The organism is Arthrobacter sp. NPDC080031 (assembly GCF_040702485.1).
Taxonomy (GTDB): domain Bacteria; phylum Actinomycetota; class Actinomycetes; order Actinomycetales; family Micrococcaceae; genus Arthrobacter.
Map to the genome: position 1 here is coordinate 1 of NZ_JBFBLA010000020.1, position 19,000 is coordinate 19,000.

The following is a 19,000-nucleotide window of genomic DNA, read 5'->3' on the forward strand; positions in this document are numbered from 1 at the left end:
GACTCGATCTCGATCCGGCGCGGTTTGGCCTTCTCGGCCACCGGGATCCGCAACGTCAGCACCCCGGCGTCATAGCTGGCCCGCACGGCGTCGGTCTCCAGGGCGTCGCCGAGGATGAGCTGGCGGCTGAAGACCCCGCGGGGCCGTTCGGCGGCGATAAGTTCGGTGTTCTCACCGGCAGGGTCCTTCCGCTCTGCCTTCACGGTCAGGACGTTGCGTTCGACGTCGATGTCCACTGAGTCGACGTCGACCCCGGGCAGGTCAAGGGCGACGACGAATTCCTCGCCTTCCTGCCAGGCGTCCATGGGCATGGCCGCCGGGCGGGCCGTGGTGCCCAGAACCTGCTGTGCGAGCCTGTCGAGCTCGCGGAACGGGTCGGTACGCATCAGGATGGTCATTCCTCACTCCTTGCAGATCGGTGCGATCATTTCCTTCAGCCACCTGGTTTGCTATGGTGGCTGGCATAGATTTTTTATAGCACTTGGATGAGGGCCGGGCAAGGAACCTGGTTAGGTTTTTGGGGCCGGATCAGGGACCGGAAGAGTGGCCACACGGCCCGGAACCGCCGTTTCCGCAGCCTGCCACGAAAGGCGGTGCCGGACCGTGCCGCACATGCGGGCAGGAGCGCTTCTCCGGACCGGCAAGGTTTGTGTCGGCGGCCAGCTGCGCCGCCTGTGGGGCCTCCCTGTGCCTTTCGCCGGCATGAATCCTCCAGGCCCGCGTCAAAGGGGGTCTAGGCTGCCAGCCCGGAGTCCTGGCTGTGGGACTTGCGGGTGTGCGGCGAAGCGCCTCGGGGACGCCCGGCGTCGGGGATGCTGGCGCCGTCGGGCACCAGGCTGTCCCCGTGTAGCCGTACTCCGTGGCCGATGCGTGCCCCTGCGCCGATGCGCGAATGGCTGCCGACGCGCACCCTGCTGCCCAGAACCGCTCCGCGGCCCACGTAGACATCGTCCCCAATGAAGACAAGGTCACCTACCACTGCCTGCCGATCGATCCAGCCTCCCCGGCCGACCCGGCATCCGGAGCCGACACAGGCTCCGGCCTCGACGTAGGTTGTTTCAGCGATGAATGAATCCGCCGCTACCCGGGCCCCGGGCCCGATCAAGCCTCCCCCTTGAGGATGCCGGCGATAGGTGGTGGCCTTGCCGGCATCGTCCTCGACCACCTCGAGGTTCCCTCTCCTCCTGCTCATCCTGTTCCTTCCTGCGACTATTTGCCGCATGAAAATTAACGCCGCAGATCCGGCGTTGATTCCGGAACCGGCCCAACGGGCGATGGTCACGGACCAGTGTTCCCCGTCCTGGGCAGGCGGGCAGCCAGGTAGGAAAGAAGGAAGGAAGGGCAGCCGGGAACTCGTCCGGAGTCGAGGAGGCGCAGTCACGAAAGGATGCGGTGTCCGGGCGACCTGGCCCCGGGTTGCGTGGGCGGGCTCCGGCTGAGGTACTTAGCTTTACTCTGCGTCGAGCGGGTTTGGGGTTAACTGTGGCCTTCGACCTCGCCCCCAGCGATGCTTCCCCGCCAGGCCCCGGTCTCTACTTCCCGGCCCTCGATGGATTCCTTGAACCGTTCCAGGTCCTTCTCGATCTGCCGGTCCTCCAGATGAGCCGAGGCGCCGGCCCGTTCCAGGACGGTGCGGGGGTTCCCAGTTCACGTCGACGGATTCCCGCACGGTGGCCATGACTGCTCACTAACGCAGCGGAGCCGGGCCGTGAACGGCCCGCCCCATCGGGGAGGGTGCAGTCCTGGAGGAACTGGCCGATTTGTTGCGGGGTCATAGTGCCCTTCCGGGTTCTTTGACGGTTGCCCGGTTGCCCGGCCCGGGTGCGGTTTCAGGGTTGGGTTCCGTAGATGAATTCCTTGGCGTGGGCGACGGCTTTTCTGAAGGCGTCGTTGCGCAGGGTGGCTTGCTCGGGGTTCTTGGGGTCGGTTTCGAGGTAGTTGGTGTAGCCGGGCCGCAGGACCCAGATGTCGCCGGCCGGGGGCAAGTAGAACACTCCGAAGGAGCGGTGCTGGGGGTCCTCGGTCCAGATCGGGACGACCGCGACCGCGGCGCCGGTGTCGACATTGATCCATTGGGCCCGGGGCATGGGTTGTTCGTGGGTTTCGGGGTCCAGGAACGGTGCTGTTCCCGTGCCCCACCGCTTCTCGAAGCGTTCGTAGAACGCGGGCAACAACTGGCTGTCGTACGGACGCCAGGCACTCATTGGGTCTCCTTGGTCATGTGTGGTTCGGCGATACGGGCGCAATCGGGCGGGGTCCGGTGCCGTGTGTTCATGGGATGGGGACAGGGATGGTCCCCGGTCCGTTCAGCCGGGGACCATCGTTGCGGGAGTCGTCCTTGGGGCCTCTATCTCTGCGCTACCCGCGCTGTGGCGTGGTCTATGGACTTCATCGCCCTCTTTACGTGTTGGCCGCTTCGGTGCTCCCGGTCATGGAAGCCACGTCGATGCTCAGGCGCTGATCTCCTGGCGCTGGTTTCCGGAGGTTTCGATTTCGATGCGGCGCGGCTTTGCCTTCTCCGCCACCGGGATCCGCAGGGTCAGGACGCCGGCGTCGTAGCTTGCCTTCACGCCGTCGGTATCCAGCGCGTCGCCGAGGATGAGCTGGCGGCTGAAGACGCCGCGGGGGCGTTCGGAGGCGATCAGTTCCGTGCCCTCGCCGACGGGCTCCGGGCGTTCGGCCTTGACGGTCAGCACGTTTTGCTCGACGTCGATGTCCACCGAGTCCACGTTGACTCCTGGCAGATCGAAGGCGACCACGAAGTCCTCGCCTTCGCGCCAAGCGTCCATTGGCATCGCCGCGGGCCGTGACGTCGTTCCGAATACCTGCTGGGCCAGCCGGTCGAATTCACGGAACGGATCTGTTCGCATCAGCATGGTTTCTCACTCCTTGCAGATCGCAGTTTACTTCTTTGTAAACCCAGCCGATCTATGGCAGCTGGTATATATTTCTTATAGCACTATGAATGGGTCGGGGCAAGCCTGGTAGGAGAGATTTTGGAGGTACCCGATGGGCGACGCCGAGGACCGGGGCAGGGGTGTGTACGCGATTTCCGGGGCCGCCGAGCTGGTGGGGATGCGGCAGCAAAACCTGCGCCTCTACGAGCGCAGGGGGGCTGGTGGTGCCGGGCAGGACCCTGGGCGGCACCCGGCAGTACAGCGAGGACGATCTGGTGACATTGCGGCGGATCGGTGAGCTGCTGGACCTGGGGTTGAACCTAGCTCGTGCCGCCTTCAGCTGGGTACGACCGCGATCATGTGACCGTGGCTTAGAAGCGTCTCCCAGCCCGGGCATTGACATGGCCAGGGCGCGTTAAGCACTTAAGGGGCCGTCGATGTTGAGCTGCGCACGACCAGACGTGGCTCGAGCATGCGCTCGATGACAGGCTGGGTGGGGTCGGCAAGCCTGTCGAGCGCTGTGATTCCGGCAGTCCGTCCAAGCTCAAGCGCGTGGAGATCCACCGAGGTCAGATCGATTCCGTGGAGTCTGGCGATTCTCGAGTTGTCGTAGCCGACGAGCGAGAGGTCCCGTGGGACTTCAAGGCCGTGTACGTAGGCGCTCTCGCGGACGCCGAGCGCTATCTCGTCGTTGTGCGCGAAGATGGCGGTCGGCCGGTCCAATGCGCCGAAGAGTTGATCGGAGGCTTGCCGTGCCGCTTCCTGGGTGTAGTCGTGGACAAACACCACTTGCGGTACGAGGCCGGCTTCGCGCATGACCTTTTCGTAGGTCTGGCGACGCTCCTCATGGCCTTGGTGCGTTGGTCCGGTCACATGGGCAATGCGGGTGTGTCCGAGCCTGAGCAGATGCTCTGTAGCGGCTCGGGCGCCCGCTACGTCGTTTGAATATACGCTGTCAACGCCTTCCACGCGCCGCGTAACGTTCACGAGAGGCACGTTCCTGGCGAGTTCCTGTACCTCCGCGTCAGGCTCGAGGAGCGTCGCCGCGATGACGACCCCGACTCGCGCTTCGATGAGCGAACCGATCGATCCTTCGTCGATGCTGCCACGGGAGTGGGAAACGCTGAGGATGAGGCGCTTCTTCATGGGGGAGAGGGCCTCGCGCACCCCGCTGAAAATATCAACGTAGACCTGATTGCTGAGATCGAGAAGGAAAAGACCGATGGTAGAGGGGCGTTTACTCGCCAGGTCTGCAGCGGCTGCATTGTGCCGGTAGCCCAGAAGTTTTGCCGCGTCGAAGATTGCCTGTTTGGTCTCATCGCTCACGCCAGGGGCTCCGCGGAAGGCAAATGATACGAGTGTCCGAGATACACCCACCTCGCGCGCAACATCTTCCTGCGTGACTGAGTGAAGTCGCCCTGAAGGCTTATGGAGAGTCACATGAACAACCTGCTCTGATGAATGGCGCCGACGACATGAAGTCTTTTCTACCTTACATTTTGATAACTAACAGAAGGGAGGTGTCTGACTCACCTCGAGCCATCACCAGAGGTTGCCTAGATTCATGATGGCCCCGGGGCAGATGGCGTTGACGCGCACTGCCGGTGCCACTTCAACCGCGAGGGAGATCGTAAACCCGATGAGCCGGGCCTTGTTCGCGCTGTAGTGGGTGATGCCGGGGTAGCCCAAGGGTCCGACCGCCTTGTCATAGACCATGGCGTCAAGGTAGCCCTTGAGCTGCACCCGCGTCAGCACCGCGTGCGCCGCGTCACGCCACGCACATTTTTGGCGCCCACACTGCTCCGAAACCCCGGAATCCCGGGCTCGCAGTCCGTTGGGGGCGCCGAAAACCTGCTCAGCGTGACGCGCTGCGACTACCAGGGGGTCGCGTCAGTTGATCCGCTCGGCCAGGGCGACGATGATTCCCTCTGGACCTCGGACGTAGGCCATGCGCCAGGATCCCTCATACTGGCCGATGCCGCCGATCAACCCGTATCCCTGCGCGGCCAGCCGGTCGACGTGCGCCTGAAGATCGTCAACTTCGAAGGACAGACTGCGCAGCCCGAGCTCGTTGGCCATCGCGGCGGGTGATCCAGGCTCGGGGTCCGGCCTGACGAAGCTGGATAGCTCCACGCCTGTTCCTCCGTCAGGTGTCCGCAGCATGACGATCTCTGTACGGGAATCAGGGATGGCTATGACGGTGTCGATGAACTCGCCCTCCACGAACATCCGGCCCTCGACCTCGAGCCCGAGTCCAACGAAGAACGCCGTCACGTGGTCGAGGTCCTGAACGGTGACACCGACGTGGTCGAACCGCACGATTCGCGACATGGGAAAAGCCTCCAAGTGTTCTTTTACACGGCCAAGACGGAGCCTACCGCGGACTTTAAGGCGAATCCACGTCGGGGGAAAGGCTCCTGCCGCGGGCGGCAGCCTCCGTACGGGGTACGGATTCCATTCGAGCCGGCGGCCCTGCTGGGTGCCGGCAAGCCTGCCGGTTGGCGCACGGACTGTGCGTAGGCGCGGGGAGTGACCATGTAAGACTGGACGCATGTGTCCCCTCCCTGTGAAGCCGCGCGCCCTGTCCGACAGCGTTGACAGCGGGAGCCCGACGCTGCCGGGCCGCGCGCGCCGCCATCTCGCCCTGAGACTGGACGATGCCTGGCTCAGGTTCCAGACGCGACTGGCTATCCGGCGCGGTCGGGTGGAGACCGTCATCCCATACACCGGTTACGGCACCACTTCCTGGGTCCGGGTGTTGGCGCGCGTTGTCCGCAGTGACGCGAGGGACACCGGGACCGGTGCTCAGGCAAGTGCGCTCAAACCATTGCAGGATAGAATGCGCGGCTGGCGCAATTTCACGAGTGCGCCCGTGGCACACGCCGCCGTGCGCGTGACCGTCGCAGGCACCGTCCATGACGTCGAAGCGGACCGCGGAGGCGTGGTCGACGCGCATATCCCCGTAGCCCTCGACGCCGGCTGGCATACGATCACCCTGCAATCCGGGGGATCCGGGGTGGTGGAGGCTCCGGTGCAGATCGTCGCTGACGATACACACTTCGGTATCGTCTCCGATATCGACGACACCGTGATGGTCACCGCGCTGCCCCGTCCGTTCCTGGCCGCTTGGAACACTTTCGTCCTCGATGAACACGCGAGGACCCCGACGCCGGGCATGGCAGTGCTGTACGAGCGGATCGTAAGGACGACGCCCTCGGCTCCCGTGGTGTATCTGTCGACCGGGGCTTGGAATGTCGCACCGACCCTGTCGAGGTTCCTGTCCCGCAATTTGTATCCCGCCGGTCCCATGCTCCTGACCGATTGGGGTCCCACGCCCGACCGCTGGTTCCGCAGCGGCCAGGAGCACAAGCGGACATCTCTGGAACGCCTCGCGGCGGAGTTCCCCGGCGTTAAGTGGCTGCTGGTTGGTGATGACGGACAGCACGACGAGGCCATCTACGCCGAGTTCGCCCAACGCCATCCGCAGAACGTCAGGGCCATCGCGATCCGCCAGCTTTCCGTCAGTGAGGCGGTGCTCGCCGGCGGGCGGTCGAAGTCCCCAGCTCCGCCGACCCCGGGGGTCCCGTGGATCTACTCTCCGGACGGTGCCGGGATGTCGGCCCAGCTCGAGCAAATGGGCATCATCCGGCGCGGCGACCGGTCCGCAGACGTTCCTGAGGGTTCCGACTGAGAAGCAGTTCCATCGGGCCGTGTCAGGAATCCGCCCCAGCTCTGACGCCTAACTCCGCCTATGATTGAGATGAAGGCGCGCACGGAGGTTGACGTGACAACTGCAATTATCGGAGTCGGCAATATCGGGTCCAGCGTCGCCCGCCATCTTGTTGAGGGCGGCGAGCCGGTCGTCTTGGCGGCCCGCGATCAATCCCATGCTGAATCGTTGGCCGCTGAGCTGGGTGCGTTGGCGAGTTCGGCGAGCGTCGCCAATGCCGTGGCACAAGCTGACGCGGTCCTGATGGCCGTGTGGCTGGACACCGAGAAGGAACTCATCTCCCAATTGTCCGACGCGCTGGTCGGCAAGGTGGTAATCGACCCGACCAACCCGATCGGGCCTGATGGCCACGGCGGCTACACCACTACGCTGCCGGAGGGTCAATCAGCAGCCTCGATCGTGGCAAGCCTGCTCCCTGACGGCGCGCATTTCGTGAAAGCCTTCGGCACCTTGGGCGCCGACGCACTGGGTTCGGCCGCCAACCGGGCATCCGGGCGGGCAGTTCTGTTTTACGCAACCGACGACGACGCGGCGGCCGAAACGGTCGAGAGGCTCATTGGTGCCGCTGGCTTTGATCCGGTCAAGGCCGGAGGACTCGACGTGGCCGGCAGGCTGGAGCTGATGCGAGGCGACCTTCACCAGAACGGCGGGCTTGGTGGAAGGCTTTTGAACGCCGACGAGGCGCGTGCCGCACTCTAGGCCCCGTCCTGGCTAGACGAAAACGGATAGCAGCACTGTGAAGCCGAATCCCACGACGGAAATTATGGTTTCCATGACCGACCAGGTCTTGATCGTTTGCCCTACTGTCAGCCCGAAGTATTCCTTGACCAGCCAGAAGCCGGCATCGTTGACATGGGAGAAGAACAGCGATCCGGCCCCGATGGCGAGTACAACCAGCGCCAGCTGAGCCGGCGACAAGCCGGTTGCCAGGGGTGCGATGATGCCGGCCGCCGTCACCGTAGCAACAGTCGCTGAGCCGGTGGCGAGGCGAATCAGCACTGCGATGATCCACCCAAGCACCAGGGCCGACAGGCTCGCCGCCACCGCGATCTTGGCGATCGCGGTTCCGGTACCGCCGTCGACTAGCACCTGCTTGAAGCCGCCGCCCGCGCCGACGATGAGCATGACCCCGACAATCGGCAACAGGCTCTCGCCGATCTTCTTCGTCAGGGTCGAGGCGGAGAATCCCACCCTTGTACCAAAAGTCACCATGGCCAGAAGCACCGCGACGAGCAGCGCAAACACCGGATCGCCGATGAAGTCCAGCAAGGGCCGGAGCGCGGCGCTCTTGTCCATCCAAATGTCTGCCCCGGCTTTGATCAGCATGAGCACCAACGGCGACAGCAAGGTCACCAGGGTCCAGGCAAAGGACGGGCTGCGCGTGGCCTGTGGATCCTGTGCCTTGCCGACGGGCGCTTCGCCACGGGACCCTGCGGCTTTTGCGCCGGGGCCTTGGGACCTGGCCGACTGGCTGTCACCGGCTCCGACCGTGACGGCCAGGCCAGCGCCTGCAGCTCCGATCGGTACGATCCGGGCGGCGAGACGGCCAAAGAGGGGACCTGCGATGATGACGGTTGGAACCGCTATAAGCAAGCCAAAGGCAAGAGTCACACCGACATTGGCATGGAGGATGCCGATCGCGGCCAACGGGCCCGGGTGCGGTGGGATGAAACCGTGGAGTACCGATAAGCCCGCCAGGGCCGGAATGCCAAGACGCATCGCCGGGCCCTTGGAACGGTGGACGGCGAGCATCACGACGGGTATGAGAAGCACGAGCCCGATCTCGAAAAACATGGGGATACCGATAATGCCGGCGATCAACGCCATCTTCCACGGCAGCGTTGCAGGGCGGCCGTGGAGAAGTGTGTCCACGATCTTGTCCGCACCGCCGGAATCGGCCAAGAGTTTGCCAAGCATCGCTCCCAAGGCAATGAGCACGCCGACGTAGCCCAGCACGCCGCCGACGCCGTTTTCGTAGGACGTGGTCACCTTGTCCAAGGCGATTCCCGAGGCAATGCCGACAAAGAGGGCGCCGATGCTCAAGGCCAGGAAAGCATGCATCTTTACCCAAACGATCAGCAAGACGACTATCGCGATGCCGATGGCCGCCACCACAAGGACCTGGGTGTCGTGGCCGGTCCACGGTTGATGCATCGCGTCCGTGGTGGCATCGGTGGCGACCCCGGCGAAGGTCCTGTCGAGGATGGAGATTCCGTTCATGGTTCTCGTCCTGTTCCGCTCGGCCGCAGGCCGAACTTGTCCATGATTTGTTGGGCAATCACTCCCGGACCCGGACCCACGTCGATCCGGATTCCGGGCTCACTCGGGGACAGCTCCTCAAGGTCTGCGAACTGACTCCCCAACATGCTGGCGGGCATGAAATGGCCATGGCGTTCGGCCAACCGTGCGCTGATGGTCTCGGGCGTCCCGGACAGAAAAACGAAGACAACACCTGAACCTCGGCGATTAATGATGTTCCGGTAAGACCGTTTGAGCGCCGAACAAGTGATGACGCCGTTTTCCCCATGATCCAGCCTCCGGTCGACCCACTCGGCGACCTTCTCCAGCCAGGGATATCTGTCCTCATCCGTGAGCGGATGTCCCGCTGCCATCTTGTCGATGTTTGTTTGGGGATGCAAGGCATCGCCCTCTTCGAACGCCCAGCCAAGCCGGCCCGCAAGGAGGGCCGCAACTGTGGACTTGCCGGAACCGGAAACGCCCATGACAACCAGCACAACCGGTTCGTCCAGAGGCGGCGTCGCCATGTCCAGAGGGTCCATGGAGCCCATCTTGGCAGCACGTGGGGCTCTGTGCCATAGCTAATCGCAGCCGGCCTGACGGCGCTTATTCGGGACGCTGTTCGATCTCGGATAGGAGCGGCAATTCTCGAACGGCACGGGAGGCGGCAATCCAGCAAGCTGAAATCACGACGCCGGAGCTCGCCGCGGCGAGTACGGCACCGGTCGGAAGGAACAGGGCCAGAACACCGGCCAGAGCAGCGCCGATCGGGTCGATACCCCACGTGAGGATCCTGCTGGCGGATGAGAATCTTCCGAGGGCTTCGTGGGGAATAAGAAGCTGTTTGAGTGTTTCGGTTCCGGTGATGTTGACCATCACGCAAGACGCCCAGAAACCGAGCGAAAGCCCGAGGAGAAGCACGTTCGCGACGACTTGTCCCGGCGTGAGTAAAAGCATGCCGAGGCCTGCGAAGGCTGGGAGCATGAAAGTTGCCATGAGTGCCCGGACAGGCCGAAACATGTCCCAGACCCAGGGTGCGGCCATCATGGAGAGCAGGCCGATGATTCCACCGATAGCTCCAGCGATGCCGATCTCGGCCGGCGTCATGGATCCAGTCCGCAGTGCATGTGTGACATAGACCGACTGGATCGCCGCGGTGAATAGGTTGAAATGGGCAATCGACAAGGTGACTGGCCGCATCACGCGATCCCGTACGAGAATTGCGAATCCTGTACCCAGCGACAAGAAGTAGCCCCTGAAAGTGAATGTCTCCGGTGGCGCCTGTCGCTCTTCCCGGATCCGGCCAACCGCCAGCGCTGACACCAAGTACGTGAGTGCATCCGAAATAAAGAGGGCCACAGGTGAGAGCAGCTGCAGGAGTATTCCGGCCGTCGCTCCAGCACCAATGTCGCCAGCGGATCTGATTCCCGCGACCCAGGTGTTCGCCGTCGTCAGCTTGGAACGGTGGGCGACGCTCGGGAGAAGGGCTGCGAAGGCGCTGTCGTAGAGCCCGGTCAAGCCCGACACCAGGAAAGCCGCAATCACGAGGGCAAGCAGTGACAGGGTTCCCGTGAGAAACAGAACTGCCATCGCGCTGAGGACCAGTGCTCGAAGTCCGGACATCAGGGACATGAACCGCGTCCTGCGCACCTTGTCGGTCCAAGGTCCCAGCAGCCCGAGAAAGACCACGGTTCCCAGTCCTGCTGCCGTGTTGATCCACGCGACGTCCGAGGCGGAAGAGTCAAGGATCTGGAGCGCCACGATGGGAATCGCGAACAGGGTGAGCTGGCTTCCGAAGAACGATACGGCTTCGCTCCACCACAGTGTGCTGAAATCGCGATTCCAGAGCTTGGCGGAGCTGCGCTCTATTTGATCAGTCATGATAGGTCCCCTGTCCGTGTTTGAGACGCTACGGACACCGCGCTTGCGAAACAAACCAGTCGACCCGATTTTAGCCCCATTGTCAGCCCGACTGGTTGCCAAGATTTGGCAATCGGTTGTCAATCGAGTGCCAAGCTGGCTAGACTCGAGGCGAACGCATGCCCGTGAACTACCACTTGGCGCCATATGCCGCCGTGCGGGCGAACGGATCCAAAGGAGATTTCCGTGACTGAAACCAATGCCGTGTGGAGCCTGTCCGGTTTCGGCGACGAAGTGGATCCCGATCCCGCGGTCCAGGCCGCCGTACTGCAAGCCCTCGGTGCCAGCCATATCGAAGTGCGCAGCGCATGGGGCACCAACGTTTCGGAACTCGAGCCGGAAAGAATCGAGCGGCTCAAGGCCATCCTGGACGAGAAGGGCCTGAAGGTTTCCGCGGTCGCGAGCCCCATCGGCAAGATCGACGTCAGTGTTCCCGTGGACCATGAGCTCGCCCGGCTGCGGCAAATCATTTCGGTGGCCAAGGGCCTCGATGCCAAATACATCCGCATCTTCTCCTTCTACCGGGCCGAAGGGCAGAGCCACAAAGACATCCGCGACTCAGTCATGGAGCGCCTGACCGCACTCACGAACGAGGCTGCCGCGTCCGGCGTCGTGCTCCTGCACGAAAACGAAAAGGGCATCTACGGCGACAAGCCCGAGCGCGTCCTGGACATCATGGAGACCGTCGATTCCCCCTCGCTGCGCGTTGCCTGGGACAGCGCCAACTTTGTCCAGGTGGGCGTCAAGCCGTACACCGAGGGTTATGCCGTGCTGCGCCCCTACCTGGAGTACTTCCAGGTCAAGGATGCGGTCGCCGGTACAGGTGAAGTGGTGCCTGCCGGTGAAGGCGACGGCGAACTGGACGCCACCATCGCCGCGCTCAAGGCCGACGGCTTTGCCGGCTTCGCATCGCTGGAACCGCACCTCGCAAGCACCCACGAACTGGGCGGATTCTCCGGACCCGTCGCCTTCGGCGCTGCGGCGCGCGCCTTTGCGGCACTGGCAGCCAAGAACGGTGTTGCCCTCGCCTGAGGGCCTGTAGGTTCAAAGAAAAACATCTTTCGAGGAGAAGAATGCCTACAGCAGCAGTCATCGGTTGCGGCGATGTATCGAGCGTGCACTTCGGAGCGATCGCCAAGCTGGACGACGTTGAACTCGTGGCAGTCTGTGACACCGACGCCGGACGCCTCCAGGCGGCAACGGACGCCTACGGCGCGGCGGGGTACGCGGACTACCTGGAGATGCTCGATGCGGTGAGGCCCGACGTCGTGCACGTCTGCACCCCGCACCACCTGCACGCTTCGCTGGCCGCGGACTGCCTTGAGCGCGGCGTCAGTGTGATTGTCGAAAAGCCGCTCGCCCACACTCTTGAAGAGGGGCACCGGCTGGCCGAGGCGGCTGAACGGAGCACGGCGAAGATCGCCGTATGTTTCCAGAACCGCTACAACGCGACGTCGCAGGCCATGCTGAGACTGCTCGACGGCGGCAGGCTGGGTCAGGTTCTGGGCGCCTCGGCAACCGTGATGTGGCACCGGACGGCCGAGTACTACCGGGACCGGCCGTGGCGGGGGACCTGGGCTGAAGGAGGCGGCGGCCTCATGATGAACCAGGCCATCCACACGGTGGACCTGCTCCAGTGGCTGGTAGGTGACGTGACCAAGGTGGAAGGCCACGCCTCCACGCGCTCGCTCGGCGGCGTGATCGAAGTGGAGGACACGGCGGAATTTATCGCCGGGCACGCGAATGGTGCCACCAGCGTCTTCTATGCCACCCTGGCCAACGCAACCAACGCGCCGGTGACGCTCGACATCGTGACCGAAAACGCCACCCTCAGCCTCCGGGGCGACCTTGTTGTCAGCTACGCCGACGGCACCCAGGAAACTGTCCCGGAACGTGCCTTGGAATCGGGTGGGCGTGCGTACTGGGGCGTATCCCACGAACTCCTGATCAAGGACTTCTACGCCAAGCTCGGGGACCCTGCTCCGTTCTGGATCAGCCCCGCGGAGGCCGAAAAGTCGCTCAGGATCGTCAAAGAGATCTATGCCCAGAGCTACCCGGAGATCTCCGGGCAGGTGGGCTAACCACGCGGCCCACGAGGGCCCGGAACCAACGGAGGACAAAGTGGCCAAAATCGGCATACAGGCAATGATGCTGAAGGGCAGCTTTGCCGAAGCAGGGGCGTTTGAAACGCTCCGCAAGGTCAGCGCGATCGGGTACAACGCCGTCGAGATCTCCCAGATCCCGATGACCCCGGAAAACGTTGCCGAACTTGACCGTTCGCGCAGCGAACTGGGCATGGACATCGCGGCCCTTTCGGTCGCCATGGAGACGCCGAAGGGTATGCCCGGCGACTCCCTCAAGGACCATTTCGCCAAGATCGTTGACGACGCAAAGCGGCTGGACACCCACCTCCTGCGGATCGGCATGATGCCGTTCCCTGCCATGAAGTCGATCGACGCAGTGGTGGACTTCGCAAAGCAAGCCAACGAATACGCCGAAAACCTCCGGGAACACGGCATCGGCCTGTACTACCACAACCACCACATCGAGTTCGCGAAGTTCGACGGCAAGTACATGCTGGACATCATTGCCGAAAACTCTCCGGCCATGGGCATGGAGATCGACGTGCACTGGGTGCAGCGCGGCGGACTGGACCCGGTCCGCACCCTGGCCAAATACGCCGGACGCACTGCCATGGTGCACCTGAAGGACTACCGGATCGGCGAGCTGCCGGAGCAGGCCTTCGGGCTCCTGGAAACGGGGGATATCGCGGGCTTCATGGCCGAGTTCAAGAACGTGGTCCAGTTCGCCGAAGTGGGGGAGGGCAACCTTGACTTCCCGTCCATCATTCCCGCAGCCCAGGCTGCCGGCGCGAAGTATTTGCTCGTCGAGCAGGACGAGCTCTACGGCCGGACGGTGTGGGAAGCGCTGCAGACTTCCTACGACAACCTGGTGGCCATGGGCCACGCAGACCTCTTCTAATCGCACAACAACGGAGATCCACTCATGAGCAAGAAAGTACGCCTTGGCATCATCGGCCTGGGCCAGCAGGGCGGCACGTACGCCAAGTTCATCACTGAAGGAATGGTTCCAAACATGGTGATCGGCGCTATCTGCGACACCGATCCGGCAAAGAAGGAACTGGCGGCCTCCCGGTACCCTGATGCGCCTTTCTACGACGACTACATCGCCATGCTTGAAAGCGGCGACGTCGATGCGATCGTCACCTGCGTGCCCCACTACCTGCACCCGGAAATGGGCATCGAATCGCTCAAGCGCAATATCCACGCCCTCGTGGAGAAGCCCGCCGGTGTCTACACCAAGCAGGTCAAGGAGCTCAATGAGTTCGCGGCCTCCAAGCCCGGGCTTTCCTTCGGGATCATGTTCAACCAGCGCAACAACCCGCTGTACAAGAAGCTCAAGGAGATCGTCGACAACGGCGAGATCGGGGCCATCCGCCGCACCAACTGGATCATCACCAACTGGTGGCGTCCGCAGGGCTACTACAACTCCAGCCAATGGCGCGCCACGTGGGGCGGCGAAGGCGGCGGTGTCCTGGTCAACCAGGCGCCCCACCAGCTCGACCTGTGGCAATGGATCTGCGGCGTGCCGAAGTCCGTCTACTCGAAGGTGGCGTACGGATTCCGCCGGGACATCGCCGTCGAAGACGAGGTCACGGCCGTCGTCGACTACGGCAACGGCGCCACCGGCGTCTTCGTCACGGCCACGCACGACCTCGTGGGCACGGACCGCTTCGAGATTCTGGGCGACCAGGGCAAGATCGTGGTGGAAAACAGCAAGACCGCCACGGTCACCCGACTGGTCAAGCCCGAGCGCGAACTCAGCGACGGCATGGACATGGACGATGTCCGCAAGCTCTTCATGGGCGAATTGAAGGCCGAGGACTACTACACCACCGAGGTCATCGAATTCGAGTCGGCCTGGGGCGGACAGCACGCAGGCGTCCTGGAGAACTTCGCGGCCAACATCCTGGACGGCACCCCGCTTTTGGCACCCGGCTCGGACGGGATCAAAGGCGTCCGGCTGGCCAACGCCATCCACCTGTCGAGCTGGACCGGCAAGGAGGTCTCCCTCGACTTCGACGAGGAGGAGTACATGCGCGAGCTCAACAAGCGCATCAGCGAAGAAGGCAAGTTCGCCGAGCGCTCGTAATCAGCGGGGCACTCAAGCAGGGCGGTCGCCAGCCGAATGGTTTGGCAACCGTCCTGCTTTTTGTTGCCATGCCGCACTACGATGGAGCGGTGACTGAAGCGACGAATTCCGGAGCAGCAACTTTCCCCGCCAAACGTGGACGCGGGGAGAAGACCTCGACCACCATCTACGACATTGCGAGGCTTGCGGGAGTCAACCCATCCACGGTTTCGCGGGCGCTCAGTAAACCGGGCAGGGTCAGCGCCAAGACCCAGAAGATCATCGAGGATGCCGCCGAGCAGCTGAACTACCAGGTGAACCCCTTCGCCCGGGCTCTTCCCACCGGCCGTACCCAGACGATCGGACTAATCGTCGCGGATATCACCAACCCGACATTCTTCGACATTATCCGCGGTGCGGAAACCACGGGGTCCGCCCGGGACTACACCTTGGTGCTGGCCGAGTCAGCGGAGTCGGCTGAAACCGAGCTCATTGCCGCCCGCAGGATGTTGAGTACGGTGGACGGCCTCATCTTGGCGAGCCCGCGCATGGACGACGACAAGATCCGGGTCCTGGCTGCGGACAAGCCGGTGGCCGTGATCAATCGGGAAATAGAGGGAGTGCCATGCGTGGTCCCCGATGTCAACAAGGGAATCAGCCAGGCCGTGCGGAGCCTTGCCGCCAATGGCCACCAGCAGCTCGCTTATGTTGCGGGGCCGCCACAGTCCTGGATGTCGCGGCGCCGCTGGGAAGGCGTCCAAGCTGCCTGCGATTGGTACAAGTTGGGGGCGGTCCGCTTGGAATCGTCCAAGCCAACCGTCGACGGCGGCCGCCAGGTAGCGCGTGACGTGCTGGCGAGCGGCGCGACGGCGGTGATCACCTACAACGATCTCCTCGCCATAGGCCTCATGCAGGAGCTTCAGGCCGCCGGCATTCACGTTCCCGACCAGATCAGCATCGTGGGCTTCGACGATATCTTCGGGGCAGACTTCACCACGCCGCCGCTCACTACGGTGAGGTCGCCGTTGGGGGAGTGCGGTTCCCGCGCTGCCACCCTTCTGCTGGACATGTTGCTCGGGCATGATGGGCCCGCGGGAGCAGTCCGGGTAGACACGGAGCTTGTGGTTCGCGGCTCCAGCGGACGGCTGATGGCCTAGTTTCAAGCGACCGGGGCATGAGTTGCAACGAGATGGCAATAGTTGGCAACCGGTTGACAGATTGCCTCTTCGGGCCGAAAATTGATCTATGTCACAGTCGATCGCAGCCAATCCTGACCGGCTCCTGCCCGCGGATCCCGGGACGCGCCGCATCGCGCGCTCCCTGCTGGAGCGCGTCCGGGACCTGCCCATCATCTCTCCGCACGGCCACGTTGACGCCGCCGTCATCGAGCACAACACCCCGTTCCCTGATCCGGCCGCGCTTCTGGTCAGCCCGGACCACTACGTCACCCGGCTGATCCACGCCAGCGGAGTCCCCATGGACAAGCTGCTGCCGGGAGGCGCCAATCCCTCCGGGTCGCGGGAGATCTGGCGGACTTTCGTCCAGGCGTGGCCACTCTTCGAAGGCACCGCGTCCGGGTACTGGCTGCGCACCCAGTTCGACAGCGTATTCAAGCTCGGCGCAGACCTTGGCGAGATGACTGCCGACGCGAGCTACGACGCCATTGCCGCCAAGCTCGTCGAGCCCGATTTCCGTCCCCGCCAGCTTTTCAAGGACTTCAACATCGAGGTCCTCGCCACCACGGACGACCCCTTGGACAGCCTGGCCAGCCACAAGGCCATTGCCGGGGACCCCTCATTCAACGGCCGGGTGCTGCCGACCTTCCGTCCGGATGCCTACGTGAACATCGCGCACCCGGCGTGGAGTGCCAACGTCGAGCGGCTCATTGAAACCGCCGGCGATGGGGCTGCCGGCTACACCGGCTACATGAAGGCCCTGGAAAACCGCCGTCGTTATTTCGTGGACCATGGCGCGGTGTCCGCGGACCACGGCGTCCTCACCCCGGCAACGCTCAAGCTGGACCGGGGCGAAGCCGAGCGGATCTTCGAGCTTGCGCGTGCCGGCAAGGCCACGGCCGCGGACCGCAACACCTTCGAAGCCCACATGATGTACCAGATGGCCAGGATGTCCGTCGAAGACGGCCTGGTCATGACCATCCACCCGGGTTCCTTCCGCAACCACCACCAGCCCACCTTCGAGGCCTACGGCGCGGACACCGGGCACGACATCCCGTTCGCCACCAACTACACCGAAGCCATCCGGCCCCTGCTTCAGGACTTCGGCACGGCCAAGGACTTCCACTTGGTCTTGTTCACCCTGGACGAGACCGTGTTCTCGCGCGAACTGGCGCCGCTGGCAGGGTTTTACCCCTCTGTGTACCTCGGCGCGCCGTGGTGGTTCCTCGATGCACCGGATGCCATGCTCCGCTTCCGCTCGGCAGTTACCGAGACCACCGGCTTCTCCCGGTCCTCGGGCTTCATCGACGACACCCGCGCGTTCTGCTCCATCCCGGCCCGGCATGACGCTTCCCGCCGGATCGAAGCATCCTTCCTCGCCCGCCTCGTGGCCGAGCATCGTGTCAGCGAGGACCGCGCGCACGAAATCATCGTCGACGTCGTCGACTCCTCACCCCGGAGGGTCTTCAAGCTGTGACCAACGAACCCGAGCAAACCGCGGACCTTCCCCGCCTGAACCGTGCCATCAGGCCCATCGGCAAAGCCCCGGTGCGCATTGTGCACATGGGACTGGGTGCCTTCCACCGATCCCACCAGGCGTGGTACACCCAGCATGCAGGCGACGCGGCGGAGTGGGGCATCGCCTCCTTCACGGGCCGCCGCCCGGATGCCGCAGAAGTCCTGGCCGCCCAGGACGGCCTGTACACCGTGGTGGAGCGCTCGGACGCTGGTGATTCTTTCGAAGTCATCGGCAGCATCGTCGAGGCTGATGACGGCGCCGACGTCGGGCGATTTGTCGAGCTTGTCGCCGCACCGCTGACTTCGCTCATCACGCTCACGATCACTGAGGCCGCTTACCGGCTGGGCGCCGACGGCAAGCTGGATACCCAAGCGCCGGACGTCGTCGCTGACCTCGCTGTGCTCGCTGGCGGATCTTCTTCCGGCAGGCCGACGACGCCGCTGGGCCGCCTCGTGCTCGGCCTCGCCGCGCGCCGGGACGCCGACGCCGGTCCACTCGCCGTGGTGTGCTGCGACAACCTCTCCAACAACGGGACCGTCGCCAGGAGCGCCGTGGTGGGGATGGCCAAGGCGTTCGACGCCGGGCTCGCCGCGTGGATCGACGCCAACGTCAGTTTTGTCAGCACTTCCGTTGACCGCATCACGCCGCGGACGACGGACGCAGATATCGACGCCGTGGCCGCGGCCTGCGGATATCGCGACGAATCGCCCGTGCTCGCCGAGCCCTTCCGCAACTGGGTCCTCAGCGGGGACTTCCCCGCAGGACGCCCGCACTGGGAAGACGCGGGCGCCGTTTTCGTGGACGAGATCGAGCCGTACGAGAACCGCAAGCTGTGGCTCCTCAACGGCGCCCATTCGCTCCTTGCCTATGCCGGCCAGCTGCGCGGACACAAGACCGTCGCTGAAGCCCTCGCTGACGATTTCTGCCGACGGGCTGTGGAGGACTTCTGGGACGAGGCCGCTGCCAGCCTGCAGGGTGAAGATTTGCGCATTCCCGAGTACCGGGCCGCTCTCCTGGAACGCTTCGGCAATTCCCGGATCGCCCACCATCTGGCCCAGATAGCCATGGATGGCAGTGCCAAGCTGCGCATGCGGGCGCTGCCTGTGCTCCGCGCCGAGCGCGCCGCGGGACGCAGCGGTCAGGCTGCTGCGCGGATGATCGCGGCCTGGTCTGCCTACACCGCCACGGCGACAGGCCTCCAGGACCCGCTGGCTGAAGACATCGCCGCGGCGAACCTCCTCACGGGCCGTGCCCGCCTCGAGGCCCTGCTCGGCCTCGTGGATCCGGACTTGGTTGCCGACGCGGGGATCGTGGACCTCGTCGAGGGCTTGGCCGGGACGTTCGCGGCCGCCGGCAACTTCAGCTAATC

19 protein-coding genes and 1 pseudogene are annotated in these 19,000 nt (G+C 64.0%); 10 read left to right on the forward strand and 10 right to left on the reverse strand.

All coding sequences use genetic code 11. From position 1 onward, the window contains the following. The 4 genes from AB0323_RS16480 to AB0323_RS16495 form a co-directional block, all read right to left on the reverse strand. Positions 1 to 392: Hsp20 family protein (locus AB0323_RS16480; protein WP_366178359.1), on the reverse strand; the 392-nt coding region annotated here is incomplete at its 3' end. Positions 393 to 733: 341 nt separating this feature from the next. Then, complete coding sequence (locus AB0323_RS16485) at positions 734 to 1,192, reverse strand: transferase (protein WP_366178279.1); 459 nt, start codon at positions 1,190 to 1,192, stop codon at positions 734 to 736. Positions 1,193 to 1,829: 637 nt separating this feature from the next. Then, positions 1,830 to 2,204: a hypothetical protein gene (locus AB0323_RS16490; protein ID WP_364532732.1), complete on the reverse strand. Its 375-nt coding sequence runs from the start codon at positions 2,202 to 2,204 to the stop codon at positions 1,830 to 1,832. A gap of 246 nt (positions 2,205 to 2,450) precedes the next feature. Next, positions 2,451 to 2,876 carry an Hsp20/alpha crystallin family protein gene (locus AB0323_RS16495; protein WP_366178280.1) on the reverse strand — a complete coding sequence of 142 codons (426 nt, stop codon included), beginning with the start codon at positions 2,874 to 2,876 and terminating at the stop codon, positions 2,451 to 2,453. Between the two features lie 133 nt (positions 2,877 to 3,009). Here AB0323_RS16495 and AB0323_RS16500 point away from each other — a divergent pair. After that, positions 3,010 to 3,223: pseudogene (locus AB0323_RS16500) on the forward strand (MerR family transcriptional regulator); the annotation flags it as partial. Positions 3,224 to 3,320: 97 nt separating this feature from the next. Here the strand turns inward: AB0323_RS16500 and AB0323_RS16505 are convergent. The 3 genes from AB0323_RS16505 to AB0323_RS16515 form a co-directional block, all read right to left on the reverse strand. Next, positions 3,321 to 4,337 (reverse strand): LacI family DNA-binding transcriptional regulator, encoded by a 1,017-nt coding sequence (locus AB0323_RS16505; protein ID WP_366178281.1) that lies wholly within the window; start codon positions 4,335 to 4,337, stop codon positions 3,321 to 3,323. 102 nt (positions 4,338 to 4,439) lie between these two features. Beyond that, entirely contained in the window at positions 4,440 to 4,652 is a 213-nt protein-coding gene (locus AB0323_RS16510; RefSeq protein WP_366178282.1) for an SDR family NAD(P)-dependent oxidoreductase, read from the reverse strand. Between the two features lie 135 nt (positions 4,653 to 4,787). After that, entirely contained in the window at positions 4,788 to 5,228 is a 441-nt protein-coding gene (locus AB0323_RS16515; protein WP_366178283.1) for a VOC family protein, read from the reverse strand. A 220-nt stretch (positions 5,229 to 5,448) separates the two neighbouring features. Between AB0323_RS16515 and AB0323_RS16520 the strand changes: the two genes are divergently transcribed. Then, positions 5,449 to 6,588, forward strand: a complete 1,140-nt coding sequence (locus tag AB0323_RS16520) for a phosphatase domain-containing protein (protein ID WP_366178284.1) — start codon at positions 5,449 to 5,451, stop codon at positions 6,586 to 6,588. Positions 6,589 to 6,681: 93 nt separating this feature from the next. Then, positions 6,682 to 7,326 carry an NAD(P)-binding domain-containing protein gene (locus AB0323_RS16525; protein ID WP_366178285.1) on the forward strand — a complete coding sequence of 215 codons (645 nt, stop codon included), beginning with the start codon at positions 6,682 to 6,684 and terminating at the stop codon, positions 7,324 to 7,326. Positions 7,327 to 7,338: 12 nt separating this feature from the next. Here the strand turns inward: AB0323_RS16525 and AB0323_RS16530 are convergent, their stop codons facing one another. The 3 genes from AB0323_RS16530 to AB0323_RS16540 all read right to left on the reverse strand — a co-directional run bounded on the left by AB0323_RS16530 (position 7,339) and on the right by AB0323_RS16540 (position 10,746). Next, complete coding sequence (locus AB0323_RS16530; RefSeq protein ID WP_366178360.1) at positions 7,339 to 8,781, reverse strand: gluconate:H+ symporter; 1,443 nt, start codon at positions 8,779 to 8,781, stop codon at positions 7,339 to 7,341. Between the two features lie 62 nt (positions 8,782 to 8,843). Continuing rightward, positions 8,844 to 9,407 carry a gluconokinase gene (locus tag AB0323_RS16535; protein WP_366178286.1) on the reverse strand — a complete coding sequence of 188 codons (564 nt, stop codon included), beginning with the start codon at positions 9,405 to 9,407 and terminating at the stop codon, positions 8,844 to 8,846. Between the two features lie 64 nt (positions 9,408 to 9,471). Continuing rightward, positions 9,472 to 10,746 carry an MFS transporter gene (locus AB0323_RS16540; RefSeq protein ID WP_366178287.1) on the reverse strand — a complete coding sequence of 425 codons (1,275 nt, stop codon included), beginning with the start codon at positions 10,744 to 10,746 and terminating at the stop codon, positions 9,472 to 9,474. Between the two features lie 186 nt (positions 10,747 to 10,932). On the opposite strand from AB0323_RS16540, the gene AB0323_RS16545 reads away from it, so the two are divergent. From AB0323_RS16545 to AB0323_RS16575, 7 genes are all read left to right on the forward strand, one after another. Next, complete coding sequence (locus tag AB0323_RS16545) at positions 10,933 to 11,817, forward strand: sugar phosphate isomerase/epimerase family protein (RefSeq protein WP_366178288.1); 885 nt, start codon at positions 10,933 to 10,935, stop codon at positions 11,815 to 11,817. A 41-nt stretch (positions 11,818 to 11,858) separates the two neighbouring features. After that, positions 11,859 to 12,866 (forward strand): Gfo/Idh/MocA family oxidoreductase, encoded by a 1,008-nt coding sequence (locus AB0323_RS16550; RefSeq protein WP_366178289.1) that lies wholly within the window; start codon positions 11,859 to 11,861, stop codon positions 12,864 to 12,866. 40 nt (positions 12,867 to 12,906) lie between these two features. Then, entirely contained in the window at positions 12,907 to 13,767 is an 861-nt protein-coding gene (locus AB0323_RS16555) for a sugar phosphate isomerase/epimerase (RefSeq protein ID WP_366178290.1), read from the forward strand. Between the two features lie 24 nt (positions 13,768 to 13,791). After that, on the forward strand, positions 13,792 to 14,958 hold the full coding sequence (locus AB0323_RS16560) for a Gfo/Idh/MocA family oxidoreductase (RefSeq protein WP_366178291.1): 1,167 nt from the start codon (positions 13,792 to 13,794) through the stop codon (positions 14,956 to 14,958). A gap of 89 nt (positions 14,959 to 15,047) precedes the next feature. Then, on the forward strand, positions 15,048 to 16,094 hold the full coding sequence (locus tag AB0323_RS16565) for a LacI family DNA-binding transcriptional regulator (RefSeq protein ID WP_366178292.1): 1,047 nt from the start codon (positions 15,048 to 15,050) through the stop codon (positions 16,092 to 16,094). An 88-nt stretch (positions 16,095 to 16,182) separates the two neighbouring features. Beyond that, entirely contained in the window at positions 16,183 to 17,589 is a 1,407-nt protein-coding gene (uxaC, locus tag AB0323_RS16570) for a glucuronate isomerase (protein WP_366178293.1), read from the forward strand. An 86-nt stretch (positions 17,590 to 17,675) separates the two neighbouring features. Further along, on the forward strand, positions 17,676 to 18,998 hold the full coding sequence (locus AB0323_RS16575) for a mannitol dehydrogenase family protein (RefSeq protein ID WP_366178361.1): 1,323 nt from the start codon (positions 17,676 to 17,678) through the stop codon (positions 18,996 to 18,998). Positions 18,999 to 19,000: the final 2 nt, after the last annotated feature.